A 25,293-nucleotide genomic window follows, 5' to 3' on the forward strand; every position below is an offset into this window, starting at 1 on the left:
GCAGCAACGGGCCGCGTCAGTTTTTCTTCTGTGGCTTGCCATTGCCAGGCGAGGAGTTGCGCGCGGACTGGAGCATCAGCGCGTCCACGTCCATGAAGGTGTTGTTGACCAGGGGCCGCACCGGCTCCTGGCTCACATGGCACTGCATGCAGAAATACCGCCGCGTCGAGACCTGCGCCAGCATGTCCCCATCGCGGGTCATGTAGTGCGTGATCGACACCGGCACGGCCTGGTAGATTTCCGCCTTGCTGCGTGCATGGCAATCCAGGCATTTGTTGAAATTCTTGTCCACCTGGTAGCCGTCGACCCGGTGCGGAATGATGGGCGGCTGCATCGCGTAGTTGCGCGTGCGGCGCACGTCGTCGTTGATGGCATTGCCCAGCACCGGAGGCTTGGCGGACTCCAGGATAGGCGTGGGGCCGCGGGCCTTGTCATAGAAATGCTGGCTCACCGGTTGTGCCGACGCGGCACCCACGCCGAGCAGCAGCAACAGGCCCAAAGTACGAATGAATTGCATGATCCACACTCCTATGGCTAGACCTTGGTCAGTTTCACTGCGCACTTCTTGAAGTCCGTCTGCAATGAAATCGGATCGGTGGCATCCAGCGTGACCTTGTTGATCAGTTGGCTCGCATCGAACCAGGGCACATAGACCAGACCGCGGGGCGGTTTGTTGCGGCCCCGGGTTTCCACCCGCGAGCGCATCGCGCCACGCCGCGAGGCAATCTCCACTTCGCTGCCACGGCGCAGACCCAGAGCCTTCGCGTCTTCAGGGTGCATGTAGCACAGCGCATGCGGCACGGCGCGGTGCAGCTCTGGCACGCGCCGGGTCATGGACCCCGAGTGCCAGTGCTCCAGCACACGGCCCGTGGACAGCCAGAACGGAAACTCCTTGTCAGGGGCTTCCGCCGGCGGCTCATAGGGCAGCGCAAAGACCACGGCCTTGCCGTCGCTGTGGCCGTAGAACTGAAAGCCCGTGCCCGCCTTCACGTACGGGTCCGTGCCTTCGCGGTAGCGCCAGCGCGTTTCCTTGCCGTTGACCACGGGCCAGCGCAGGCCGCGCACCTTGTGGTACTCGTCGAACGGCGCCAGGTCGTGGCCGTGCCCCCGACCAAAAGCGGCGTACTCTTCGAACAGGCCTTTTTGCACATAGAAGCCGAAGTGCTTGGCTTCGTCATTCTCGTAGGCGGGGTCGGTCTGCGATGCCGGGAACTTGTCGACCTGGCCGTTGCGGTACAGCACATCGAACAAGGTCTTGCCCCGCAGCTGGGGGCTCTTGGCCAGCAATTCCTCGGGCCAGACTTCCTCGATCTTGAAGCGCTTGGAAAACTCCATCAGCTGCCACAGATCAGAGCGTGCTTCGTCCGGCGCCTTGACCAGCTGGTGCCAGAAGTGGGTGCGGCGCTCGGCATTGCCGTAGGCGCCTTCCTTCTCCACCCACATGGCCGTCGGCAGGATCAGATCGGCCGCCACGGCGGTCACCGTCGGGTAGGCATCGGACACCACGATGAAGTTCTCGGGGTTGCGATAGCCCGGATAACCTTCCTGCGCCAGGTTGGCGCCGGCCTGCATGTTGTTGTTCACCATCACCCAGTAGGCATTGAGCTTGCCGTCCTTGAGCATGCGGTTCTGCTGCACGGCGTGATAGCCCGGCTTTGCGGGAATGGTGCCTTCGGGCAGCTTCCACAGCTTCTCGGCGGTCTTGCGGTGCTCGGGGTTGGTGACCACCATGTCCGCGGGCAGGCGGTGCGAGAAAGTACCCACCTCGCGCGCCGTACCGCAGGCCGAGGGCTGACCCGTCAGAGAGAACGGGCTGTTGCCCGGCGTGGAGATCTTGCCGGTCAACAAATGGATGTTGTAGACCAGATTGTTGGCCCAGGTGCCGCGGGTGTGCTGATTGAAACCCATGGTCCAGAACGACATGACCTTGCGATTCGGGTCCGCGTACAGCTCCGCCAAGGCCAGCAGGCGATTGGCCGGCACGCCGGTCATTTCCGCCGTGTGCTCCAGCGTGTAGGTCGAGACGAATTGGGCGTACTCCTCGAACGTCGCGGGCTTGGCACCGTTGGGATCGCCGGCGTTCTTGGCCGCCTGCTGCAGCGGGTGCTCGGGGCGCAATCCGTAGCCGATGTCGGTATTACCTATCTTGAAATTGCAGTGCTTGGAGACGAAGTCCTTGTTGACCCGTCCTGTCTTGATGATGTGGTTGGCGATGTAGTTCAGGATCACCAGGTCGCTCTGGGGCTTGAAAGTCAGTTCCAGATCGGCCAGTTCGTACGAGCGGTGCTCGAACGTGGACAGCACGGCCACCTTCACGTTGGGCGCGCTCAAGCGGCGGTCCGTCACGCGGGTCCAGAGCACCGGGTGCATCTCCGCCATGTTCGAGCCCCACAGCACGAAGGTATCGGTGGCTTCGATGTCGTCATAGCAGCCCATGGGCTCGTCCATGCCGAAAGTGCGCATGAAACCCGTCACCGCCGACGCCATGCAATGGCGTGCATTGGGGTCGATGTTGTTCGAGCGAAAGCCCGCCTTGAACAGCTTGGAGGCGGCATAGCCTTCCCACACCGTCCACTGGCCCGAGCCGAACATGCCCACGGCCGTCGGGCCCTTGTCCTTGAGCGCCTTCTTGAACTGCTCGGCCATGACGTCGAAAGCCATGTCCCAGGACACATGCTGGAAGTCACCGTCCTTGGCGTACTTGCCGTTCTTCATGCGCAGCATGGGCTTGGTCAGACGGTCTTCGCCGTACATGATCTTGGACAGGAAATAGCCCTTGACGCAATTGAGACCGCGGTTCACTTCGGCTTCGGCATCGCCTTGCGTGGCCACCACGCGGTTGTCCTTGACGGCCACCATCACGCCGCAGCCCGTACCGCAGAAACGGCAAGGTGCCTTGGACCAGGTCAGCTGGGCATTCGCGCTGCCTGCCACCTGCTGGGACATCGCCTGAATGGGAATCCCTGCCACGGCCCCTGCGGCCGCGGCCGCGGATTGACGAACAAAATCACGCCGAGTGCTGGTCATTGACGACCTCCTGGTTCAGAAAGTGCCGAGGCTCGGCGTGTTGATAGACGAGAGAGACGTTGAGTACGCCATCTATCTGCTGTATCTGCGCCACCTTGTCCAGGATGGCGCCGCCGCTGGGGCCTTCGAGGGTCACCACCAGCTTGCCGTCGGGATGGGTGCCGTGCACCTGCGCATCCTCCACGCCCCGCAGGCTTTGCTCCACGCTGGACAGCGCCTGCGGCATCACATGGACCACCAGACTGGCGATATGGATGTCATCCGGCTTGGCATGTGCTGCTTCAGACATGCGGAGGACCGGAAAACATCTGATAAAACCAGACGAGAAAACCGTAGGCGGCGATGATGCCCACGGCCAGGACAGGCGCCACCACGATGGCCAGGAACGCAAAGCTGCGCAACTCCTGCTTGGCGCTCGATGGGAACTGACGATCAGACATGGATCCACCGTTTCCGGGGCCTGGACAAGCCCCTGTAGCGCTGCAGATGGTTGCCACGCCGCCGAGTGGCTGCTCCACTGCGACGTTCCATGCACCATGTCGCAGCTGATATTGCGAGATACCAGGATGCTAAGACCGGGGTAGCTCCCAGTCATTGACCTGGATCAACTCCAGGCCATGCGCACGCGAAATGGCAAAGGCCGTACGCATTCAGACACATTTAACCCCAGCATCCGGCAGCCTTGCAAGCACTCATTCCCGGAACGATTCAGGACTGATTCTCATTGCGAATGTTGTGACTGAAACCGGCCCGCCGGAGAACGCCCCCCAGGACTAAGCTGCCGCCGCCGTTTCGCGCAAGCTGTCCACCAGCAGCTGACTGGCCGGCGTTTTCGCCCGCCCGCGCAGCGTGATGATGCCCACATGCGGCAGCTCGATCGGCACCTTGAGCTTGAGGATGCACAGCAGTCCTTGGCGCTCGAAGTGCTCCGCGACGCTGCGCGCGAGAAAGCCGATCGCGGGCCGCTGCTGCATGCTCGACAGCGTGACCAGAAAGGACGAGGTTTCGATGATGTCCACCGGCGGCACCAGGTGGTGCTTGTAGAACATCTGGGCCAGCTTGGAACGCGAGGAAGCCCATGGCGGAGGCACGACCCAGGGCAGGCCGGCGAGCATGGTCCAGCTGGGTCTGGCGGCCCCGGCCAGGGGGTGCTCGGGACTCACCACGATGCACATGGGCTCGGCGTAGAGCGACTCGGTCTCGAGGTCCGGCGACGCGTAGCCGGGCTCCAGCCGAGCCACGATCAAGTCCAGCTCGCCCACGCGCAGCCGGGGCAGCAGCCGCGTGAGATCGCCCTCCTCCACCATCACCGTGGTCAGCGGAGATCGCTGCTTGACCCGCAGGATGGCCGGCATCAGCAGGCTGGGCAGGGCCACCACCATCGCGCCCACGCTGGTCCGGCCGACGCCGCCGCTGGCCGTCGCATCGATCTCGTCGCGCGTGCGCTGGTAGTCGGCGAGCACCGAACGGGCAAAGCGCACCACGGTGACGCCGCTGGGCGTAGGCTCGGTGCCGCGCGTGGAGCGCACGAACAGCTGCAACGCGAACATCTTCTCGATCTCCGCCAGCATCTTGGACACCGCGGGCTGCGTGATGGACAGAAACTCCGACACCCGCCCGAGGTGGCGGAACTCGTCCAGCGCCACCAGCAATTGCAGGTGGCGCAGCTTCAGGTTGGAACGAAGAACGCGATCGATCTGGCTCATGGGCGGCAGGCACGGCTTTTCACTTCATAACTTGGAAGTTATGAAGAGAGTCCGCTATTTCATTGGAATGCAATCATTATCTTCAGAATAATCCGCGGGGCTGACCCAACAACAATCAATCGGAGACAACGATGAAGACACCCCGTTCCATGGCACGGCGCCAAATCGTGCTTGGCGGCCTCAGTGCCGCTGCCCTGACCGCTGCGCCAGCGCGCGTGTTCGCCGCCGAGTACCCCGAGCGCCCCATCACCTTCATCTGTCCGTGGCCCGCGGGCGGCACGGCCGATCGCTCCATGCGCATCATTTGCCAGATCGCGGCGCGCGAACTGGGTCAGCCCATTGCGCTCGAAAACCGCGCCGGCGCCTCCGGCATGATCGGCACCAAGGCCTTGTCCTCGGCCCGTCCCGACGGCTACACCATAGGCCAGATCCCGATCTCGGTGACGCGCTTTGCGCAACTGGGCACGGTGCAGCTCGACCCGCTCAAGGACTTCACCTACCTCGCCCGGACTTCGGGCCAGACCTTCGGCATTGCCGTGCCCGCACGCTCGCCCTTCAAGTCGCTGCGCGACGTGGTGGCCAAGGCCAAGGCCCAGCCCGGCGTCGTCACCTATGCGCACGCCGGCATCGGCGGCGCCACCCACGTGGGCATGGAGCAGTTCGCACAGGCCGCGGGCGTGAAGTTCAACGCCATCGCCTACAAGGGCGGCTCGGCGGCGCTGCAGGACGTGCTGGGCGGACAGGTCGATCTGCTGGCCGACAGCAGCTCCTGGGCGCCGCATGTCGAAGCCGGCAAGATGCAGTTGCTGGCCACCTGGGGCGAGGCGCGCACGCCGCGCTTCAAGGACACGCCCACGCTCAAGGAACTGGGCTTCGACGTGGTGGTGGAAGCGCCCAACGGCATCGGTGCACCCAAGGGCCTGCCGCCCGCCGTCGAAAAGCGCCTGCGCGATGCCTTCCGCGCGGCCGTCAACAGCGAGGAATTCCGCAAGGTGGCCGAAAGCATCGATGCGCCCGTCATGTACCAGGACGGCCCCGACTACCAGAAGTACATCCAGACCGTCTACCAGCAAGAGACCGAACTGATACGCAAGCTCAACCTCAAGGAACTGATGGCGAAGGGCTGAAGCCCTTCTTCATCGGACCTGGCCTCTACCCCTTCGCTTGCCGCTTCCCCATTTGTCATGAACCACAGCTCCCTGCTTCGCCTGCACCCGAACGACAACGTTCTCGTCGCCAAGACCGTCATTGCCTTGGGCGAGGTGATCGCCGAATTCGGCGTGCGCGCCAGGGCGCAGATTCCCGCGGGCCACAAGATCGCGGCACGCGCCATCGCGGCCGGCGAGCAAGTGCTGAAGTACGACACCATGATTGGCGTGGCCTCGCGCGACCTGCAGGCCGGCGACTATGTGCACAGCCACAACCTCACCCTGGTCGACAGCTACCGCGATCCGGCCTTCTGCGAGGATGTGCGCCCGGTGGACTTTGTGCCGGAAGCCGAACGCGCGACTTTCATGGGCTTCGAGCGCCCCGGCGGCGGCGTGGGCACGCGCAACTTCATCGGCATCCTGTCGTCGGTGAACTGCTCGTCCACGGTGATCACGCGCATCGCCGCGCACTTCACGCCCGAGCGCCTGGCCGCGTTTCCCAACGTCGACGGCGTGGCCGCCTTCGCGCAGACCAGCGGCTGCGGCATGTCGTCGCCCAGCGAACATTTCGACGTGCTGCGCCGCACGCTGGCGGGCTATGCGCGCCACCCCAATCTGGCCGGCGTGCTCATCGTGGGCCTGGGCTGCGAGCGCAACCAGGTCGCAGCCCTGGTCGATTCGCAAGGCCTGGAAGCCGGTCGCCTGATGCGCACCCTGGTGATGCAGGACGTGGGCGGCACGCGCCAGACCATAGCGGCCGGCATCCGCGCCATCGAGGAAATGCTGCCCGAAGCGAATGCAGCAAAGCGCACGCGCGTCAGCGCCGCGCACCTCAAGATCGGCCTCGAATGCGGCGGCTCCGACGGCTTCTCGGGCATCACCGCCAACCCCGCGCTCGGCGCCGCGATGGACATTCTGGTGCGCCACGGCGGCACGGCCATCCTGTCCGAGACGCCGGAAATCCACGGCGTGGAATTCATGCTCACGCGCCGCGCCGCGACGCCGGAAATCGGCCAGAAGCTGCTCGATCGCCTGGCCTGGTGGGAGCGCTATGCGGCCGGCCAGAACGCGCAGTTCAATGGCGTGGTGGGCCACGGCAACCAGGCCGGCGGCCTGGCCAACATCTTCGAGAAATCGCTGGGCTCGGCGATGAAAGGCGGCACCACGCCGCTGCGCGCCGTCTACGAGTACGCCGAACCCATCACCGAGCCCGGCTTCGTCTTCATGGACTCGCCGGGCTACGACCCCGTGGCCGTGACCGGGCAGATCGCCAGCGGCGCGCAGCTGATCTGCTTTACCACCGGGCGCGGCTCGATGTTCGGCAGCAAGCCCGCGCCGACGATCAAGCTGGCGAGCAACACCCCCATGTTCCGCCGCCTGGAAGAAGACATGGACATCAACTGCGGCGTGGTGATCGACGGCGAGCTGTCCGTGCCCGAACTGGGTCAGCGCATTTTCGAGCAGATCCTGTGGCATGCCTCGGGCGAGCCGACCAAGAGCGAGCTGCTGGGCCTGGGCGACCACGAGTTCGTGCCATGGCACCTGGGTATCGTGAGCTGATCGCCTCCTCTTTCCATTATTTTGATTGCCCCCAAGCCATGCCCTTGACTCTTTCGCGCCCCGACCTGCAACGCACAGCCCATTTCATCGCCGGCGAATGGCAAAATCTCGGCCCCACTTTCGACGTGACCGACCCGGCCACCGGCGCCGTGATCGCGCAAGTGCCTGACGGCGACAGCCAGGCCGCACGCGCCGCCGTCGATGCCGCGCATGCGGCCTTTCCCGCATGGCGCAAGACGCCGGCCAAGCAGCGCGCGCAGATTCTCAAGCGCTGGAACGATCTCGTGCTCGCCCACCAGGAAGACCTGGGCCGGCTGATCTCGCGCGAGCAAGGCAAGCCCCTGGCCGAAGGCCGCGGCGAAGTCAGCTACGCGGCCAGCTACATCGAGTGGTTTGCCGAAGAGGCCACGCGCGCCAATGGCGAGGTGATTCCAGCACCTGTGCCCGGCCGGCGCATGTTCGCGCTCAAGGAGCCCGTGGGCGTGGTTGCCGCCATCACGCCCTGGAACTTCCCCGCCGCGATGATCGCGCGCAAGATCGCCCCGGCACTCGCCGCGGGTTGCACCGTGGTCTGCAAGCCCGCCGAAGACACGCCGCTGACTTCGCTGGCCCTGGTGGCGCTGGCCCAGGAGGCCGGTGTACCGCCTGGCGTGCTCAACATCGTGACTGCGTCGCGCGAACGCACGCCCGAAGTCGTCGACGCCTGGCTGGACGATGCGCGCGTGCGCAAGATCACCTTCACCGGCTCTACGCCCGTGGGCAAGCACCTGGCGCGCCGCTCGGCCGACACGCTGAAAAAACTCTCGCTGGAACTCGGCGGCAATGCGCCCTTCATCGTCTTCGAGGACGCGGACCTTGAAGCCGCGGTCGAAGGCCTGATGGCGGCCAAGTTCCGCAACGGCGGCCAGACCTGTGTCTGCCCCAACCGCGTGTTCGTGCACGCAGCCGTGCACGACCGCTTTGCGGCATTGCTCGTGGCCCGCGTGGCCGCGCTGCAGGTCGGCCCGGCCAGCGATCCGGCCTCGCAGATCGGCCCCATGATCAATGCGCGCGCCGTCGAGAAGATCGAGCGCCATGTGCAGGATGCCGTGGCGCGCGGCGCCGTGGTGCTCACCGGCGGCACGCGCCTGCCCGCGCTGGGCGCCAACTATTTCGCGCCCACGGTGCTGGCCGGCGCCGATGCAACCATGGCCTGCGCGCTCGAAGAGACTTTCGGCCCGGTCGCGCCGCTGACGCGCTTCTCGGACGAAGCCGAAGTCATCGCCCAGGCCAACGACACCCCGTTCGGTCTGGCCGCCTACTTCTACTCGCGCGACGTGCGCCGCATCTGGCGCCTGGCCGATGCGCTGGAAGCCGGCATTGTCGGCATCAACGAAGGCGCGCTGGCCGCGGAAGCCGCGCCCTTTGGCGGCGTCAAGGACTCGGGCTACGGCCGCGAAGGCTCGGTGCACGGGCTGGACGACTACCTGCACACCAAGTATGTGTGCCAGGGCCAGCTGGATTGATGCCCCTCGGTGCCCCTGAGCTGGGGCGCGCCAGTTTCATGCCTTGCCTGTACGCCCCACCCATAGGAAAACATCCCATGCCTTCTCACAACCCTTTCAAGGCCGCACTGGCCGCCAAGCAACCGCAGGTCGGGCTCTGGCTCTCCATGGCCGATGCCTACATGGCCGAAGTCAGCGCCAGCACGGGCTTCGACTGGCTGCTGATCGACGGCGAGCACGCGCCCAACGACTTGCACTCCACGCTGGCCGCACTGCAGGCCGTCGCACCCCGCAAGGCCCAGCCCGTGGTGCGGGCGGTGCAAGGCGACACGGCGCTGATCAAGCAATTGCTCGACATCGGCGCCAAGACCTTGCTGGTGCCCATGGTCGATACCGCAGAGCAGGCCCAGCGCCTGGTGTCGGCCACGCGCTACCCGCCGCTGGGCATCCGCGGCGTGGGCAGCGCGGTGGCGCGCGCCTCGCAATGGAGCGCACGCAGCGACTATCTCGATGTCGCCGATGACGAAGTCTGCCTGCTGGTGCAGGTGGAGACCGTGACGGCGCTGGCCCATCTCGAGGAAATCTGCGCGGTCGACGGCGTGCACGGCGTCTTCATCGGCCCGGCCGATCTCGCCGCGTCCATGGGCTTTCGCGGACGGCCCGGCCACCCCGAAGTGCAGGCGGCCATCGAAGCCGCGATGCGCACCATCGTCGCGTCCGGCAAAGCCGCCGGTACACTCACTTCGGACCGTGCACTGGCCCGGCGCTACCTCGAACTCGGCTGCACTTTCGTCGCGGTCGGCGTCGATGTACTGCTCTACGCCAATGCCGCACGCCAACTGGCGGCCGACTTCCTGGGCACGCCGACCACCACCCCTATTTCTGCCGAGGCACGCGGAGCCTACTGAACATGAACGAAGTTTCCAAGATCTCCCCCACGCTGTTGCTCGAAGGCCTGCGCGCCATCGTTGGCGAGAAAGCCTGCATTGAAGTCGCCAGCGACATGCAGCCCTTCACCACCGACTACCGCAAGCTCTACCACGGCAAGGCGCTGGCCGTCGTGCTGCCGGCCTCCACCGAGCAGGTCAGCGCCGTGCTGGCCCTGTGCTTTGCGCACAACGTGCCCGTCGTGCCCCAGGGCGGCAACACTTCGCTGATGGGCGGGGCCGTGCCCGACGCCGCCGGCGACGCCGTGGTGCTCAATCTGCGCCGCATGAACCAGGTGCAGGAAATCGACGTCATCAACGACACCATGACGCTGCAGGCCGGTGTGACGCTGCAGGCCGCACGCGCCGCGGCCGAAGAAGCCGGGCGCCTGTTCCCGCTGCGCATTGGCTCGGAAGGCTCGTGCCAGATCGGCGGCAATCTCTCGACCAATGCCGGCGGCACGGCCGTGCTGCGCTACGGCAATATGCGCGACCTGACGCTGGGCATCGAGGCCGTGCTGCCCGACGGCCGCATCTACTCCTCGCTGCGCGGTCTGCGCAAGGACAACACGGGCTACGACCTCAAGCAGCTGTTCATTGGCTCGGAAGGCACGCTGGGCATCATCACCGCCGCCGTACTCAAGCTGATGCCGCTGCCCAGCGCCAGCGCGGTAGCGTGGATTGCCGTCAAGGACCCGCACGCGGCCGTCGAACTGCTGACCGAAGCCAAACGCGCTGCCGGCCAGGCCGTCACGGCGTTCGAACTGATCTCTGGACCGGCGCTGGCCCTGGTACTGGAATCCATGCCGCAGTGGAGCGCGCCCCTGCCCAGCGCGCATGACTGGATGGTGCTGATCGAGCTGACCTCGGGCGGCGATGCCGAAGGCCTGGACGCGACGCTGATGAGCATCCTCGAGCAAGGCATGGAACGCGGCCTGGTCACCGACGCGGCCATCGCCGCCAGCCTTGCCGATGCACGCGCCTTCTGGCAGCTGCGCGAAGAGATCTCGGATGCCCAGACGCGCGAAGGCGGCAGCATCAAGTGCGACATCTCCATTCCCCTGTCGAAGATCGCGGATTTCATCGCCGAAGCGTCAAAGCAGGTGCTGGCCCTGGCGCCCGACGCGCGCATGGTGATCTACGGCCACATGGGCGACGGCAACGTGCACTTCAACCCATTGCGACCCAAGGGTGCGCCCGCGGCGGCGTTCCTCGCGGAAAACTACGCGCGTGTCTCGCACACGGTGGACGGCCTCGCGACGCGGCAGAACGGCTCGATCTCGGCCGAGCACGGCATCGGCGTGGCCAAGCGCGACGACCTGCTGCTGTGCAAGTCGCCCGTGGAGCTGGAGCTGATGTGGCAGATCAAGCGGGCACTGGACCCGACGAATCTGCTCAATCCAGCCAAGGTACTGCCTTTGCCCACCCCAGCGCCATAAGGCTGCGCACCGCTCGCGAACCGACATTCGCGGGCGGCTGCTTTTACTGCGGCCGCAGAACGCCGCCCATCTTCCATTTGGCTATGCGCGTCATGTGGTACTGCAGATAAGGCATGCTGAAGAAGAAGACCATGGCGTTCGACAGCCTCAACGCGATCGGCTCGACGCTGTTGTAGTAGTTGAGCATGGAGCGCCGCATGGAGTAGTAGCCGCAATAGAAGAACACGAACGACAGCAGTTGCAGAAAGACGCCCATTCCCTTGGTCCCCACGGCTTCCGACTCGCCCATGGCGCCGCCGATCACGGCCAGCACCACGTAGCCGATCAGGTACTTGGTCGCATTCGATTGGGGATCGATCTTGCGCACCCATGACGACTGGAGGAACATCCAGACGATGGCAAAAATACCGAAGCTCAGCAGCGAGAACAGCACGACCAATCCCCAGTGCAGCTTGGGCGGCAAGGGCTGCCCCTGCATGGCGGCTGCGTCACGCGGCAAAGGCGCAACCCAGCCAGGCATGGGGCTGGGCGGATGGGCCTGCGGCACCGGCGGGGGCATCGCGGAAGCGGCCATAGGCGGCTCTCCGAGGACTTCCCGGGCCGTTTTCCACTGCGCCATTCCTTCATGCCAGACCAGATCCGTCGCGACGATATTGCCCTGCGCATAAAGCGATCTGGCCTCACTCTCCTCGTAAGGACCAAATCCTGTGCCGTCGCGATTGACGTGAAACTTCATGCAAGACCGCCTTTCTACTTCTTGAAAGTTATGTACAGACCGGGTAACAGATGTGCCAAAACATGGCGACACCTGGGACCCCAGTGTCCGAACTCTGGTCTCGCAGGTCAAGACGGTTAACGCGCTGACGGCAGAAGTAGATTTCCTACATTCAGCGCCAGCGGCGCTCATATCATCAGTTCGATGAGGAAGGGCCCGGTCCTGCCGAAGCTGCTCTTCATCAAGTCAGCGCATTCGTCCAGCGTCGTGGCGCGCGCGGCTTCCACGCCCATGCCGTTGGCCAGCTTGACCCAGCTGATGCCAGGATTGCCCAGATCCAGCATGCTCATCGCCGTATCGCCCGGCGTGGCGCCGACGTTGGCGTACTCACCGATGAGAATGTTGTACTTGCTGTTGTTCAAGATGATGGTGGTCACCGGCAACTGCTCGCGCGCCTGCGTCCACAGCGATTGCAGCGAGTACATCGCAGATCCGTCCGCCTGCAGATTGATCACCCGGCGCTGCTTTCCAGCCCCCAGTGCGGCGCCCGTGGCCACGGGCATGCCGTCGCCGATGGCGCCGCCCGCCAGATGCAGCCAGTCGTGCGCGGGAGCGCTGTGGGTGAATTGGTAGAAGCCGCGACCGTAAGAGATGCTTTCGTCCGAAATGATGGCGTTCTCGGGCATCAGCGCCGCCAGCGTCTGCGCCAGGCCTTCCGGCGTGGGCGCGCCGCTCACGGGGCCCAGGCGCGGACCCGGGTCGGGCATGGCCACTTCCGGTGCGCCCAGCGCCTTCACCAGCTCCTGGAGCGCTTCGACCGGGTCTTGGTCCGGGCGTGACAGCACATGGAACTGGGCCTCGGGGTTGTACTGGACCGAAGGCATGCCGGGATAGCCGAAGAAGCCGACGGGCGGCTGGGCGTTCACCAAAATGATGTGCTTGAACGGCTCCAGCGTCTTGATGGCCTGGTCCATGCCGTAGGGCACGCGGTCGAGCTGCATGCGGCCACGACCGCGTGCCATGTGGGAAGTCACATAGCTGGCCAGGACCTTGGCCCCCGTCGCGCTCGCCACGCGCCAGGCCAGCGTCTGGGCTTCGCTCAGCACGCCGTGCCCGGCCAGCAGGATCAAGACGTCGCTGTGGTTGCGCAGGATGCGCGCCGCGCCTTCGATGGCCGTGCCGTCGATCGCCGGCGGCAGCGGCAGGCCCACGGGCACGCCCACCACGCCGCCCTCGCCCCATGACACATCGGCGGGCAGGATCAAGGTCGCGACCTGGCCCGGGAAAGTGCGCGCCGCGCGCACGGCTTCCACGGCGTCACGCCCCAGCTGCGCGGTATCGGTGCTGGTGCGCACCCAGGCCGAGACCGTTTGGGCCATGCCCGTCGTATCCGCCGTCAAGGGCGCATCGTAGGGGCGGTGGTAAGTGGCCTGGTCCCCCACGATGTTCACGATGCCGCTGCGCGCGCGGCGCGCGTTGTGCAGGTTGGCCATGCCGTTGGCCAGACCGGGCCCGCAGTGCAGCAGCGTGCAGGCAGGCTTGCGGGCTATGCGGTAGTAGCCATCCGCCATGCCGGTCACGACGTTCTCCTGCAAACCGAGAACGCATTTCATGCCGGGCACCTGGTCCAGCGCGGCCACGAAGTGCATCTCGCTGGTTCCAGGGTTGGCAAAACAGGTATCTATGCCCGCGGCAAGCAGTGTCTGAACCAGACTCTTTGCACCATTCATTTCTCAGTACTCCAAAACTCAAATCTGTAGAGCGAAAAGTCCATTACTGGAGGGGAAAATTCTGCGGCGCAGGCCATGGATGCGGTTGGCCTCTGGTGCTGCGCTGCCTGAGTTTTTCGGCATGTTTTGCAAAAAACTCATCTACCGCAAAAGCCAGCGCAACGATCACTGGCGCAATGGTCTTATATTGATTGCATTTTTCCCATGAAAGACCTTGCCGTAAAGCAATATAAAATTTCAAGGTGATGACTTTTTGGAACTAACATGCAGCGCATGCGGATTCCGCCCCTGTCCGCCTTGTCGGCCTTCGAAGCCGCCGCCCGGCACGAAAGCTTCACGCTGGCGGCCAAGGAGCTGTGCCTGACCGACAGCGCCATATCCCGGCAGATCAACAACCTCGAGTCCACGCTGGACATCCGCCTTTTCGTGCGGGTCAAGCAACGCGTGGTGCTGACCAAGGCCGGGCGCCTCTATAGCGAGCAGATCCGGGCCTCCTTGGGCGCCATCGAACGCGACACACGCACCATGGCCGCGCACGGCAGCGGGGATGGGCGTCTCGAGATTGCGGTGCTGCCCACCTTCTCCACCGAATGGCTGATTCCCCGGCTCACCAGCTTCTATGCAGAGCATCCGCAGATCCGGGTGAACATGGGCGTGCGCTCTGAGCCCTTCTCCTTCGAGCAAGAGCACTTTGAAGCCGCCATCCACCACGGCCGCCCCGTCTGGCCCAGGGCCACGTCAGAGCTGCTGTTCGGCGAAAACATGGTTCTCATTGCGCGCCAGGACTTGATCGGCGACCGCATCAAGACGGCCGCGGACCTGCTCCATTTCCCGCTGCTGCACTGCACCGCGCGCCCGGATTCCTGGAAACAGTGGTTCGAGGCCGCGGGCTTGCCGCGTGACTCCGCCCCCGTGCATGCGGTCGGTTTCGAGCTGCATTCCATGTGCATCCGCGCCGCCGAATCGGGCCTGGGAATTGCGCTGGTGCCGGAGTTCTTTGTCCGCGACAGCGCCTGGCAATCCGGGGTGGTGCGCGCGCACCCGCTGTCCATCCGCTCCGCGGACGCCTACTACCTGGTCTATCCCAACAACCTGCGCCATAGCGCCCCGCTGGAGGCATTCCGGGAATGGATTCTGGCCCAGGCCCGGAAGTTCGAACAGGGTGCAATGCGTTGACGCAGCTCTGGCGATGCGCTCCCGGGGCATACGCGCGGCACGCCGCATGAAAAAAGCCACACAGGCCCTGGCCTGTGTGGCTTTACCCTGCTTCAGAAGGCCGCCGACGCTGTCAGTCGAGTCCCAGCTGCGCGAGCAGTGCTTCCGCCGCCGGGCCGTTCAGGCGCTGCTGCTTGCTGGTCAGCGGCTTGTCCTTGTAGCCGACAAAGGTCACGCCACTGCGCTCGACAAACAGGCGGCTGTTCTGGAAGTTGGCGTCGCTGATCTGCGCGGGCTCCGCGGCGAAGCGCAGCACCTTGCCATCGCCCTGGGTGGCGATGGTGAAGGTGGTGTCGAGAATGGGTGCGCAAGTGGATTGGCCATTGATGAACAAGGTGCCGTTTTGCGGCGGCACCAGGGCGCGCTTGGCCATATCGCCTTCGCATTGGTAGAAACGGGCTTTCTGGGTGGCTGCCTCGAAGCCCACCATGTAGCGCTTGTAGGCCGCCGTGGTCGTGCCATCGCCGTTGAGCTTGCTGTAGTCACGGTTGAGCAGCACAAAGGCGTTGTTGCCATGCACTTCCGTCACGCCGCTGGCGAAGTCGCCCGTGTTCCAGCCAACGAAGGTCGCAAGTGGCACGCTGCGCCATGTGGACGAATCAGGGTTGCTTGCATCGTTGGCCTGCGGAATCCGCGCCCGCCTGGTGCGGTCGTAGTATTCGGTGCCGCCGAGGTCGACCACCGACCGGTAGCTCAGCGTCGAACCTGCGGGAAACACCGTCGCGCCCAGCTTGGTCTGTGTCGCGGACAGGTCTGGATTAGGACCCCAGTTCGCAAAGCTGCCGCCCACCGAGTCGAAGAAGGGATAGGCGCGGATTTGGCGCACCACATCGATCATCTTCTGGCCGGAGATGTCCCGGTTGCTGCGCGTGGAGCGGCTCTTCATCGCGTTGCAATAAAGGGACTCGGACTCGCCAGCGGCATTGGGCCGGGTGGATTCGTGCACGAAAGTGGTCGGGCAGTCGAACCACTCGGAACCGGTCCAGTAGATCTGGGGACGTGCCCAGTTCTCGAGGCCCATGCCCCATTCCTGCAACACACCAGCAATCTGACGCTCGCGTATTTCGGTGTAGTGGGTCTTGCCGTTCGCGTCGGGCGTGTTCTGCGCGGCCGTGGCCTCGAAGGCGCGGATCAGGTAGTTTTGCAAGTCGGCGAAGTTGAACCAACGCAGGCTCACGGTGTCGACAGCTTTTTCGTCGGTCGGAGCGGCTGGCGCATTCTTGTCCTGGCTGGCAACGACGGTGCCGACGTTGTCCTTGGTCAGGCCCGATGCAGAGGCCAGCACGCCGGCCGCGACGACCATCTGCGCCTGCTTCTGGGCCATGGAAAGCGAGGTGTCGCTCAGCGTGGGATCGTCGCGCACGTTGAGGGCCAGCGAAGGCAGGAGTTCGATCAGGCGCGAATTGATGGCGGCGCTGATCTGGATCGGTGTCAACGGCTGCAGGTCCAAGCCCTTGGCGTCCTTGGTGGCATCCAGCTGGGCCTGCGTAGTCACCACGATCAGGCGTGCCAGCGTGCCGGCCAGCTTGCCGCTGTCGCTTGCATCCTGGGTGAAATCGGCGAACGCCGATGTGCTCAGACCCAATTGCGCCTGCACGGCCGCCGCTGCGTCGGCACTGCTGCCCCCGATGCTGTCCAGGTAGGCCTGTACCATGGTGGTCAGCGGGCTGATGACCAGCGCCTGGTCGGCGGGTGCCTTGAGCATATAGGCGGTTTTCACGGGGCCGGTGTCGGCGTCATTGGCATCGGTGCCCACCATGGCGATCAGCGGATACTTGCCCACGTCGGCGGCCGGAATCTGCAGTGTGACCTTGCCTGCGGCGTCCGTCTTGCCCGAGGGTTCACCCGTGTCGCAAAGGCCGTTGAGGTTGGTATCCAGGCAGACCACGGCTTTCTCGATCGCACCATCGACCACGGTCGCGGACACGCTGGCCATGGTGACGGGGGGCACGCCGCCGCCGCCGCCGCCGCCGCCGCCCGCGCTGCCGCTGCTGCTGTCACTGTCGCCGCCGCATCCGGCGACGGTAAGCATGGCCGCGCCGGCCAGCGCGAAAGCCAGTTTGCTGAGTTGGATCGTCATATGTTTTTCTCCATGGGGTTACTACCAGCGGTGCGAGAGCTTTGCGCCCTATTCCGCATGCGCCGATTGGGCGGTCAAATGTGACAAATTGCATCCCATGAATATGGGGGGCCAGGCCCTCACGGCTGCACCTCCCCCATTCATGCGGTGCGCCGCGCTGGGCAATTTCGCGGGCTGCGCTTATGCTGCCTATGAGTTACACAAATACACCGTTTTTGGGGCAAGGGGACAGCAATGTGGCGTGTGCTGATAGTGGAAGACGACTCGCAGACGCGCGAGTTTTTTGCGGACAGCGTGTCCCGTTGCGAGCAGCTGGCCCTGGTCGGTAGCCTGGGCAGCGTGGCCGAAGCACGCGCCTGGCTGCAAGATGCAGGGCACGGCGTGGATGTCCTGTTGGTGGACCTGGGCCTGCCCGATGGCAGCGGGCTGGAAGTGATCCGCTATGCGCGCCAGCTGTACCCCCAATGCGAGCCCTTGGTGATTTCCATGTTTGGCGACGAGGACAACGTGCTGGCCAGCATCGAGGCCGGTGCACTGGGCTACATCCACAAGGACTCCACACCGGAGAATGTGGCGGACTCGATTGTGGAAATGAAGCTGGGCGCATCGCCCATTTCGCCCATGATTGCCAGGCGCGTCCTGTCCAAGTACCTGAGCCTGCACGCCACGCGCTCACCGGAGCCCGCCGCCAAGGGGCCGTCCACCGCACCCGCCAAGGAAAGCGCACTGGTGGCCACTCAGCCGCCGGTGCAGGTGGTGCTGTCGGGCAAGGAGCAAGAGGTTCTGGAGCTGATCGCGCGCGGGTTTTCCTATGCGGAGACCGCCCGCCTGCAAAGCGTGAGCGTGCACACGGTGCGCTCGCACATCAAGAGTCTTTACGGCAAGCTGGCGGTGCACTCCAAGAACGAAGCCGTGTTCGAGGCCGCCAAGATGGGCTTGCTGCCCGGCTACTCCATCCCTTCGCAGGGCTGACAGGGGGCATGTACATGGTGTTTCGCATGCCGCCGCTCTGGCTGCGCGGATGGTGCTGCTGGCTGCTGCTGTGGCTGGGCGTGGCGGGCAGCGCGCAGGCCGAGCCCCTGCAGCTGACCCAGGCGCGGGCCAGCATAGAGATCGGCGGCAACGTCCAGTCGGTCGACGCCACCCTGCCCTATGTGTGGGACATCTGGCACAAGGGCGCCCAGGGGCATGCGGTTTTCGAGATGTCCCTGCCGCTGGCCGACGTGCCCGATGAGCCCGTGCTGCTGTACTTTGTGCGCCTGGGCAACGCCTATGAAGTGCGGCTCAACGGCAACCTGCTCGACCGCCGCGGAGACCTTCACCAGTTCGACGGCGACGACTTCGCCCAGATTCCGCGCATCATGAGCATTCCCGCAGGCGTGCTCGAGCACGACAACCAGCTCCAGGTGCGGATACGCGCCGACCACGCCCGGCGTGCCGGCGTGGCCGCCCCCTGGGTAGGCACGCGCGATGAAGTCATGCCCCTGTACGACGCGGAATACCTGCAGCGGGTCACGGGCACGCGCGTGGTGGTCATCGTCGGCCTGCTGATGGGCAGCGTGGCCCTGGCGCTGTGGTGGACCCAGGTGGATCCGACGTCGCCCGGCAAACGCAGAGAGCCTCTGTACCTCTTCGCGGCCGTCGCGGAATATGCCTGGAGCCTGCGCGTGGGCGGCACCTTGCTGGCGTCGCCGCCCGTGCCAAGATTCTGGTGGGACATCCTGTCGATCGAAGCGATCGGCGTCTGGGTTGCGGCCATGCTGATGTTCAGCGCCATGGCGGTGGACTGGCGCGGGCGCTTCAGCGGGCCGTACCTGGAGCGGGCCCTGCAGGCCTTGCTGCTCAGCGGAATCCCTTGCGCTGTCGGGGCCCAATGGGGCTCCTTGTGGATGCTGACCGCCTGGTATACCAGCCTGGGACTGGTGGCGCTGGCCTTCGTGGTGGAGTACTGCTGGGCCGCGGTGCGCCAGGGGTCCGCGCTGCACCGCTGGATTGCGGCAACCCTGATTCTCAACATGTGCGTGGGCATACGGGACTGGGCGGTGTTCCGCATGCAGATGACCCTGGGAGGCAACACGCTGATGCGCTACTCCTCGCTGGTTTTCGGCTTTCTGCTGCTGTACATCGTCCTGCGGCGCTTTCGAGAAGCCAACGCACAGGTGTTCCACCTTCTGTCCACCATGGAAGCGCAGGTGGCCAGCAAGGAGCGGGCGCTGCAAACCAGTTACGCGCAGCTGGAGCTGCTGGCGCGCGAACAGGAGCGGGTCAACGAGCGCACGCGCATTCTGCGGGACCTGCACGACGGTGTCGGCGCCTATATCAGCACCGCCATCCGCCAGCTGCAATCGGGCAAGTCCAGCAACCATGAGGTGCTGCAGACGCTGCGCGACTCCCTGGAGCAGATCAAGCTGTCGATCGACGTCATGCACCTGCCCGCAGGCGATGTGACGGGCCTGCTGGCCAACCTGCGCTACCGGCTTGAGCCCAAGCTGTCGGCGGCCGATATCGCACTGTCCTGGGATGTGGACCAGATCGAGCCCGTCAAGCGCCTGGATGCGGCGGGAATGCGGCACCTGCAGTTCATGGTGTTCGAAGCGCTGTCGAATGTGCTGCAGCACGCCCATGCGAGCCAGCTGCGCATAGTGGCCAAGGCCCATGGGCACATCGTGGTGATCCGCATCGTCGACAACGGCGTGGGCTTTGAAACGGCCCGGCCCATGCGCAAGGGGCTGCTGGCCCTGCACGAGCGTGCCCGCGCCATCCACGCGGCCTTGGCCATCCACAGCCGGGCGGGGCAAACGGAAGTGGAAATCACGCTGGACTGATATTCACTGCACCTGCCCTGGCTACGCCCGCACCCGCGCAAACGCCTGGTCCAGCGCCTGGTGGTCGAAATCCGCAGGTATGCCTATGGCCACCATCTGCGCACCGCTGGCGGCGCGGTGTTCGGGTGCCGGGGTCAACTGCCAGCGCCGACCGGCCCACTGCAGCATCTGCCACTGGTCCGGGGCACCAGACAGCCGCACAAAGCCTTTCATGCGCAGGACTGCTGCGGGCAAGGTGTCCAGCAGCGCATGCAGGCGTTGTGCATCCAGCAGCCCCTGGTCCATGCATTCCCAGCGAGCGAATGCCGTTTCATGGCGCGCAACCTGCCAGGTTCCGGACTGGCCGAAGGACTGGCCGCGCCCGCGCCCCACCTCACGCGGCACATTGAGCAGCACATCCAGCGGAACCACACCGTTCACGGCGTCCAGAATGGGCGCGCGGGGTGCGGTTTCGGCCAGCCAGGCGCGTAGTTCCAGGCCTTGGCCCGGGCTGATCAAATCGGTCTTGTTCAGCACCAGCATGTCGGCTGCGCGCAGCTGGCTCAACACGACGTCGGCTACGTAGCGGTCGCGCGCATGTTCGCGCACCATGGCGGCATCGGCCAGCACGATCACCGCGTCCAGGCGAAGGCGCTGGCCGGTCAGACCGACCTGGGCGATCTTCCAGGGGTCGGAGACACCGCTGGCCTCGATGATGATGCGCTCGGGCGGCTCGCTCTGTGCCATGACGCGCAGCAGCGCCTGGGAGAAATCGCCGCCCACGCTGCAACACATGCAGCCGTTGGTCAACTGGATGACTTCGCCTGAGCGCCAGGCGATCGCGTCCGCATCGATGTTCACGCTGCCGAAGTCGTTGATCAGCAGCGTGGTGCGCTCGCTCAGACCGCTGGCCAGCAGGTGGTTGAGCAGCGTGGTCTTGCCCGCGCCCAGAAAGCCGCCGATCACTGTCAGCTGTGTGGGAGGTAGCGCGGCCGTCATGCCTGGTGCGCGGGCATGACGCGCCCGCCCAGTACCGTGCCCCAGACCCGCACGTCCTTGAGCTGCTCGGGCGCCACGGCCAGCGGATCGTCTTCCAGCACCGCGAAATCCGCGAACTTGCCGCATTCGATGCTGCCGATTTCGTGGTCCATCTTGAGCGTCCAGGCCGTGCCCAGCGTGATGGCATGCAAGGCATCCGCGACGCCAATGCGCTCGCTCTCGCCCAGCACACGCCCCGACAGGGTCAGCCGGTTGGTCGCGCACCAGGCGGTGAACAAGGGGCCCAGCGGCGTCACCGGCGCATCCGAGTGCATGCCGAACGGCACGCCACAGCGCAAGGCAGTCGCCGCGGGATTCATGCGCTGCGCCCGCTCCGGCCCCATGGTCTTGGCATAGTGGGCGTCGCCCCAGTAATAGATATGGTTGCTGAAGAAGTTGGCGCACAGGCCCAGCTCGGCCATGCGCGCCAGCATCGCTGCATCGACCATCTGGGCGTGCTGCAGCGTATGCCGATGGCCTTGGCGCGGGTGCATGGCCAGCACCTGCGAGACCGCGTCAATCGCCACTTCCGAGGCTTCGTCGCCATTGGTGTGCATATGCACCTGGAAGCCTTCGCGGTGGTAGCTCGCGATCTGGCTGGCGACCTGGGACGGCGGCAGCAGCCACAGGCCGTTGCCGCTGGTGCCGGTGTTGCCCGGGTTGCGGTAGTAATGCGGCCAGCGCAGGCGCGCGGTGAAGCCCTGGATGGAGCCGTCGAGCACCAGCTTCACCAGGCCAAAGCGCAGCTTGTCCGTGTTGTGCGCGCAGGCCGCCTTGAGGTGGGCCGGCCCCTCCTCGCCCTTGAACAGCAGAGGCGCGAAGGCCGGCATCAGGCGGATGGGGAAAGCCGGGTCGTCGGTCGCCGCGCGCAGATTGGCCACACCGGCTTCGGTCAAGGGATTGGCCAGGTCGGTCGACGTCGTGATGCCGACCCGCCGCGCGATGTGCGCGAAGTTCCAGGCCGTGTTCTTGTTCTCGCCCAGGCTGAAACCCGCTTTCTCACTCAGCAGCTGGAGCACGGGAAACATGGCGGCGAACTCCTGCAGCTCACCGGTCGGATCGCCGCTCTCGTCCTTGGGCACGCCTTCGATGGCCGTGTGACGGCCCATGCCCACGGCGGCGAGCGTGGCCCGATTGACGTTGAGCAGGTGGTTGCTCATGTGCATCACTACCACCGGGCGCTCACGCGACACACGGTCCAGGTCCCGGGCCGTCATGCGCGGGCCGTCGCCGAAGAAAATGGGATCGAAACCCCAGCCGATCAACGGTCGCAGCGGATCGTCCAGTTCCGCCTGAGCCTCGCGCAGCCGCGCCACCACCGCATCAATGGATTGCAGACCCGGCCAGACCTTGCCGCTGGGGTCGCGGCGGTCGAAGTAGCCGACATAGATGTGGTCCCACATGCTGCCTTCGAGCAAATGGGCGTGGCCTTCGACGAATCCCGGCATCAGCACCTTGTCGGCGAAGGTGTCGTCCATCGTCGCCGGCCCCCAGCCGCTGACTTCGTCATGGCTGCCGACCGCCAGAATGCGGCCGTCGCGCACGGCGACATGGGTCGCCTCAGGGCGACTGCGGTTCATGGTGATGATTTTCTTGGCACTGAAAATGACGGTGCTGGCTTGCATGGGAAGACCTCTGCGGTGTGAAAAAAGGCTGGCGACAGACGGCGCCAGCCCTGGGTCCGGCGCCCGTGGGCGCAGGCCGGAACTTCAGGCGGATTTGTTTTCGCGAAACAGCAGCAGCGCCGAATACGAGATCGCACCGCAGACCATCAGGAACCAGGCCGGCGCCAGCGGGTCGCCGCTGACGCGGATCAGCCAGGTGACCAGCAACTGGGCACAGCCGCCGACCACCGACACACCAAAGCTGTAGATGATGCTCAGCGCACTGGCCCGCACTTTCACGGGGAAAGCTTCCAGCAGCAGCAGCAGGAAGGCGCCGCTGCCAATCGAGGCGATGGCCATCATGCCGCCCAGCAGCAGCAAGGCTTCCCACAGCGCCTGCGTGTTCGAGAGCATGCTGAACAACGGGTAGACCAGCAGCGGCGGCAGCAGCATGGTGACCAGCAGAATGGGCTTGCGCCGCGGCATGCGGTCGGCCAGCATTCCCGAGAACGGCACGACGATCAGCAGCACCGCACTGGCAACCATGCTGGCCAGGTAGGAGGTGGCGCTGGGGAAATGCAGTTGCTGCATCAGGTAGGTCGGCATGTACAGCACCACGATGTACAGCAGCGACGAGTTGAGCAGCATCATCAGGATGCCCAGCACCACCGGGCGGCGATAGTCCCGCCACAGATCGGTCAACGGCGTTGCGGCGGCACTGCGGGTGGTGTCCAGCGTCTCCGACATCTGCGCGCGGATGTACAGGCCCACGGGCGCAATGCTCAGGCCGATGGCAAAGCCGATGCGCCAGCCCCAGGACTGGAACTGCTCGGGCGGGATGTACTTGGTGAGCAGGAAGGCAACCAGCGCACCGGCGAGCGTCGCAGCGCCCTGGCAGGCCGTCTGCCAGCTCACCACATGACCGCGCGAGCCCTTGGCGCTGGACTCCATGGCCAGCGTGGCCGCGGCGCCGAACTCGCCGCCCAGCGAGAAGCCCTGAAGCAGCCGGCCCACCAGCAAGATGATGGGCGCGGCAATGCCGATCTGGCTGTAGGGCGGGCAAATGGTGATCAGCAGCACGCCCAGCGCCATCAGCATGATGGTCACGAACAGCGTTTTCTTGCGGCCGTGGCGGTCGGCCATGCTGCCGAAATACAGACTGCCCAGCGGCCGGATCAGAAAGCCGACGGCAAAGACTGCCACCGACAGCATCAAGGCGCCGTAGTCGCCTGCCGGCGCAAAGAACTGCTGGCCGATGACGATGGCGAAATAGCTGAAGATCGTGTTGTCATAGACCTCCAGGCCGCTGCCCAGCGAGGTCGACAGGATCAGCTTGAAATTGGATTTTTGCGCGGGCGCTGGGGCCGCAGGCGCATCCATGGTGGCTTCGATGGACATGGTCATGGTGAATCACTCGCTTGGGACCAGGCCGAGGCCCGGTCCCGAAGATTAGAAATGGTGAGTAATGCCAACGGTCGTTGAGACCACGGAGCGACTCACGGCTGGCAATGGAAATGCATTCGCTGCATCGAAGTTGTAGGTTTGCGCTGATTTCGGCCCGTTCTTGAGAAAGCCGACACGCGCGTACAGCGACGTGCGCCTGGAGAGGTAATAGTCTTCGCCCAGCGTCATGCCCCAGGCATGGTTGCCCGGCTGGGTGGTGTCGCGGTAACCAATGCTGGCGCGCAGCAGATGGCGGTCAATGCGTTTTTCCGCGCCCAGCGTCACCATCTGCGATGAGAAGTTGCCAGGAAAGCGCGGCCGATTCCACAGATAGGCGGCGGCGCCGGTGAAGCTGCCGAAATCGTGCAGATAGGTCAGCAGGGCGTTGTCCGTGCGCACCGTCGGCTCCTGCGTGGCGTCACGCATGCAGGGCGTCGAGGAACTGGCACTGGCTTCGCAGTAGGTTTGCGAATAGGAGGCCGTCGCGATGTTCATGCTGTCGCGATAGCTGACCGTGAGCGATGCGTTCTTGGTCTTGGGCCCTACCGTCTGGTTGCTCTTGAACGCATAGAAGGCATTCGCGCTGAAAGGCCCGAACTGGGGCGTCGTGTAGCTGATGGAATTGTTGACCCGCGCCAGATCGACATGGGAGCCGTAGCCCAAATCCGCATATCCCGCCAGGTAGGTAAAGATCGAGTGGTGGTTGCTGGCCAGAAACACGTCCGAGCCGATGGCCATCGCGCCCTCTCCGCTCAACTGCCGGCCCAGGGACAGATTGCCCCAGTACGGGCTTGTCAGCCCGATATAGGAGGCACGGTTGAAGAACGAAGTCTGGCTTTGGGGCATGCCGTTGTCGGCATTGAACGCGCTTTCCAGACGGAAGTAGGCCGTCAGCTGGCCACCCAGATCTTCCTGGCCATAAATCCCCCACTTGGACGCGAAGACATTGCCGCTCTCCAGGCGCAGCAGGCTTTTGCCATTGCCTCGGGTGTAGTCCACCCCTGCATCCACGGTCCCGTAAAGCGAGACCATGCTTTTGCCCGGCATGACGCCGAAGACGCCCGGCCCGCCGCCAACGGCCTTCAAGCCCATGATGTCGCGCATTGAATTGCCGTCCGCCCAGGCCGGCATCAATGCAGCGCTGAAGGCGGCTGCGAGGGCGGCTCGTTTGATGTGTCCCATATGTCTCCTTGAATCACTTTTTTATCGATTTCACAGGGTTTACACGGTGGTGCGGACCGGGGGGCCCGCTTGTCTCCATCGCCAGGTCAGCGGCCTGCTTTTGCGGCCTCTTTTCCTGTGAAGAATTCTAGGCATGGGCCTTCATTTTTTGCAAGCAAAACATAAACATAAAAATGAAAATTACATGTTTTG

The 25,293-nt window shown here is 64.8% G+C and carries 21 protein-coding genes and 1 pseudogene; 8 read left to right on the forward strand and 14 right to left on the reverse strand.

Annotated elements, in window-relative coordinates:
• Positions 1 to 16: 16 nt before the first annotated feature.
• The 5 genes from N0K08_RS04820 to N0K08_RS04840 form a co-directional block, all read right to left on the reverse strand.
• On the reverse strand, positions 17 to 517 hold the full coding sequence (locus N0K08_RS04820) for a nitrate reductase cytochrome c-type subunit (RefSeq protein WP_261498924.1): 501 nt from the start codon (positions 515 to 517) through the stop codon (positions 17 to 19).
• Between the two features lie 17 nt (positions 518 to 534).
• A complete protein-coding gene (gene napA / locus N0K08_RS04825; RefSeq protein ID WP_261498925.1) occupies positions 535 to 3,027 on the reverse strand; it encodes a periplasmic nitrate reductase subunit alpha in 2,493 nt (830 codons plus the stop codon).
• The gene (locus tag N0K08_RS04830; RefSeq protein WP_261498926.1) at positions 3,008 to 3,316 is read right to left on the reverse strand and encodes a chaperone NapD; all 309 of its coding nucleotides are present in this window, start codon (positions 3,314 to 3,316) and stop codon (positions 3,008 to 3,010) included. The genes napA and N0K08_RS04830 overlap by 20 nt, the downstream gene beginning before the upstream one ends.
• On the reverse strand, positions 3,309 to 3,467 hold the full coding sequence (gene napE / locus N0K08_RS04835; RefSeq protein WP_261498927.1) for a periplasmic nitrate reductase, NapE protein: 159 nt from the start codon (positions 3,465 to 3,467) through the stop codon (positions 3,309 to 3,311). Before napE ends, N0K08_RS04830 begins: the two co-directional genes overlap by 8 nt.
• Before the next feature lie 333 nt (positions 3,468 to 3,800).
• Positions 3,801 to 4,733 carry a LysR family transcriptional regulator gene (locus tag N0K08_RS04840; protein WP_261498928.1) on the reverse strand — a complete coding sequence of 311 codons (933 nt, stop codon included), beginning with the start codon at positions 4,731 to 4,733 and terminating at the stop codon, positions 3,801 to 3,803.
• 131 nt (positions 4,734 to 4,864) lie between these two features.
• Here N0K08_RS04840 and N0K08_RS04845 point away from each other — a divergent pair, with 131 nt between their 5' ends.
• The 5 genes from N0K08_RS04845 to N0K08_RS04865 all read left to right on the forward strand — a co-directional run bounded on the left by N0K08_RS04845 (position 4,865) and on the right by N0K08_RS04865 (position 11,290).
• The gene (locus N0K08_RS04845) at positions 4,865 to 5,860 is read left to right on the forward strand and encodes a tripartite tricarboxylate transporter substrate binding protein (protein WP_261498929.1); all 996 of its coding nucleotides are present in this window, start codon (positions 4,865 to 4,867) and stop codon (positions 5,858 to 5,860) included.
• Positions 5,861 to 5,917: 57 nt separating this feature from the next.
• A complete protein-coding gene (locus N0K08_RS04850) occupies positions 5,918 to 7,441 on the forward strand; it encodes a UxaA family hydrolase (RefSeq protein WP_261498930.1) in 1,524 nt (507 codons plus the stop codon).
• Positions 7,442 to 7,479: 38 nt separating this feature from the next.
• Positions 7,480 to 8,946 carry an NAD-dependent succinate-semialdehyde dehydrogenase gene (locus tag N0K08_RS04855; protein WP_261498931.1) on the forward strand — a complete coding sequence of 489 codons (1,467 nt, stop codon included), beginning with the start codon at positions 7,480 to 7,482 and terminating at the stop codon, positions 8,944 to 8,946.
• A gap of 77 nt (positions 8,947 to 9,023) precedes the next feature.
• Complete coding sequence (gene hpaI, locus N0K08_RS04860) at positions 9,024 to 9,833, forward strand: 4-hydroxy-2-oxoheptanedioate aldolase (RefSeq protein ID WP_261498932.1); 810 nt, start codon at positions 9,024 to 9,026, stop codon at positions 9,831 to 9,833.
• 2 nt (positions 9,834 to 9,835) lie between these two features.
• Entirely contained in the window at positions 9,836 to 11,290 is a 1,455-nt protein-coding gene (locus tag N0K08_RS04865; protein WP_261498933.1) for an FAD-binding oxidoreductase, read from the forward strand.
• A 43-nt stretch (positions 11,291 to 11,333) separates the two neighbouring features.
• On the opposite strand, the gene N0K08_RS04870 is transcribed toward N0K08_RS04865, so the two are convergent.
• From N0K08_RS04870 to N0K08_RS04880, 4 genes and pseudogenes are all read right to left on the reverse strand, one after another.
• Positions 11,334 to 11,864 carry a hypothetical protein gene (locus tag N0K08_RS04870; RefSeq protein ID WP_261498935.1) on the reverse strand — a complete coding sequence of 177 codons (531 nt, stop codon included), beginning with the start codon at positions 11,862 to 11,864 and terminating at the stop codon, positions 11,334 to 11,336.
• A 27-nt stretch (positions 11,865 to 11,891) separates the two neighbouring features.
• A pseudogene (locus N0K08_RS23290) lies at positions 11,892 to 12,197 on the reverse strand (DUF4339 domain-containing protein); the annotation flags it as partial.
• Positions 12,194 to 13,735 carry an acetolactate synthase large subunit gene (locus N0K08_RS04875; RefSeq protein ID WP_261498936.1) on the reverse strand — a complete coding sequence of 514 codons (1,542 nt, stop codon included), beginning with the start codon at positions 13,733 to 13,735 and terminating at the stop codon, positions 12,194 to 12,196. The gene N0K08_RS04875 and the pseudogene N0K08_RS23290, both read right to left, overlap by 4 nt.
• Before the next feature lie 43 nt (positions 13,736 to 13,778).
• The gene (locus tag N0K08_RS04880) at positions 13,779 to 13,976 is read right to left on the reverse strand and encodes a hypothetical protein (RefSeq protein ID WP_261498938.1); all 198 of its coding nucleotides are present in this window, start codon (positions 13,974 to 13,976) and stop codon (positions 13,779 to 13,781) included.
• 23 nt (positions 13,977 to 13,999) lie between these two features.
• Between N0K08_RS04880 and N0K08_RS04885 the strand changes: the two genes are divergently transcribed.
• Positions 14,000 to 14,911 (forward strand): LysR substrate-binding domain-containing protein, encoded by a 912-nt coding sequence (locus tag N0K08_RS04885; protein WP_261498939.1) that lies wholly within the window; start codon positions 14,000 to 14,002, stop codon positions 14,909 to 14,911.
• Positions 14,912 to 15,023: 112 nt separating this feature from the next.
• On the opposite strand, the gene N0K08_RS04890 is transcribed toward N0K08_RS04885, so the two are convergent.
• Positions 15,024 to 17,030, reverse strand: a complete 2,007-nt coding sequence (locus N0K08_RS04890; protein ID WP_261498940.1) for a hypothetical protein — start codon at positions 17,028 to 17,030, stop codon at positions 15,024 to 15,026.
• A gap of 234 nt (positions 17,031 to 17,264) precedes the next feature.
• Here N0K08_RS04890 and N0K08_RS04895 point away from each other — a divergent pair, with 234 nt between their 5' ends.
• Together N0K08_RS04895 and N0K08_RS04900 are read left to right on the forward strand one after the other, a co-directional pair.
• Entirely contained in the window at positions 17,265 to 18,002 is a 738-nt protein-coding gene (locus tag N0K08_RS04895) for a response regulator transcription factor (protein ID WP_261498941.1), read from the forward strand.
• A gap of 8 nt (positions 18,003 to 18,010) precedes the next feature.
• A complete protein-coding gene (locus tag N0K08_RS04900; RefSeq protein ID WP_261498942.1) occupies positions 18,011 to 19,855 on the forward strand; it encodes a sensor histidine kinase in 1,845 nt (614 codons plus the stop codon).
• Between the two features lie 21 nt (positions 19,856 to 19,876).
• Here the strand turns inward: N0K08_RS04900 and N0K08_RS04905 are convergent, their stop codons facing one another.
• The 4 genes from N0K08_RS04905 to N0K08_RS04920 form a co-directional block, all read right to left on the reverse strand.
• A complete protein-coding gene (locus tag N0K08_RS04905) occupies positions 19,877 to 20,833 on the reverse strand; it encodes a CobW family GTP-binding protein (protein ID WP_261498943.1) in 957 nt (318 codons plus the stop codon).
• Positions 20,830 to 22,497, reverse strand: a complete 1,668-nt coding sequence (locus tag N0K08_RS04910) for an amidohydrolase (RefSeq protein WP_261498944.1) — start codon at positions 22,495 to 22,497, stop codon at positions 20,830 to 20,832. Before N0K08_RS04910 ends, N0K08_RS04905 begins: the two co-directional genes overlap by 4 nt.
• 84 nt (positions 22,498 to 22,581) lie before the next feature.
• Positions 22,582 to 23,880: an MFS transporter gene (locus N0K08_RS04915; RefSeq protein WP_261498945.1), complete on the reverse strand. Its 1,299-nt coding sequence runs from the start codon at positions 23,878 to 23,880 to the stop codon at positions 22,582 to 22,584.
• Positions 23,881 to 23,925: 45 nt separating this feature from the next.
• Positions 23,926 to 25,101, reverse strand: a complete 1,176-nt coding sequence (locus tag N0K08_RS04920; protein WP_261498946.1) for a porin — start codon at positions 25,099 to 25,101, stop codon at positions 23,926 to 23,928.
• Between the last annotated feature and the right edge of the window lie 192 nt (positions 25,102 to 25,293).

Origin of the sequence: Acidovorax bellezanensis (assembly GCF_025421555.1) — a bacterium.
Classification (GTDB): Bacteria; Pseudomonadota; Gammaproteobacteria; order Burkholderiales; family Burkholderiaceae_C; genus Comamonas; species Comamonas bellezanensis.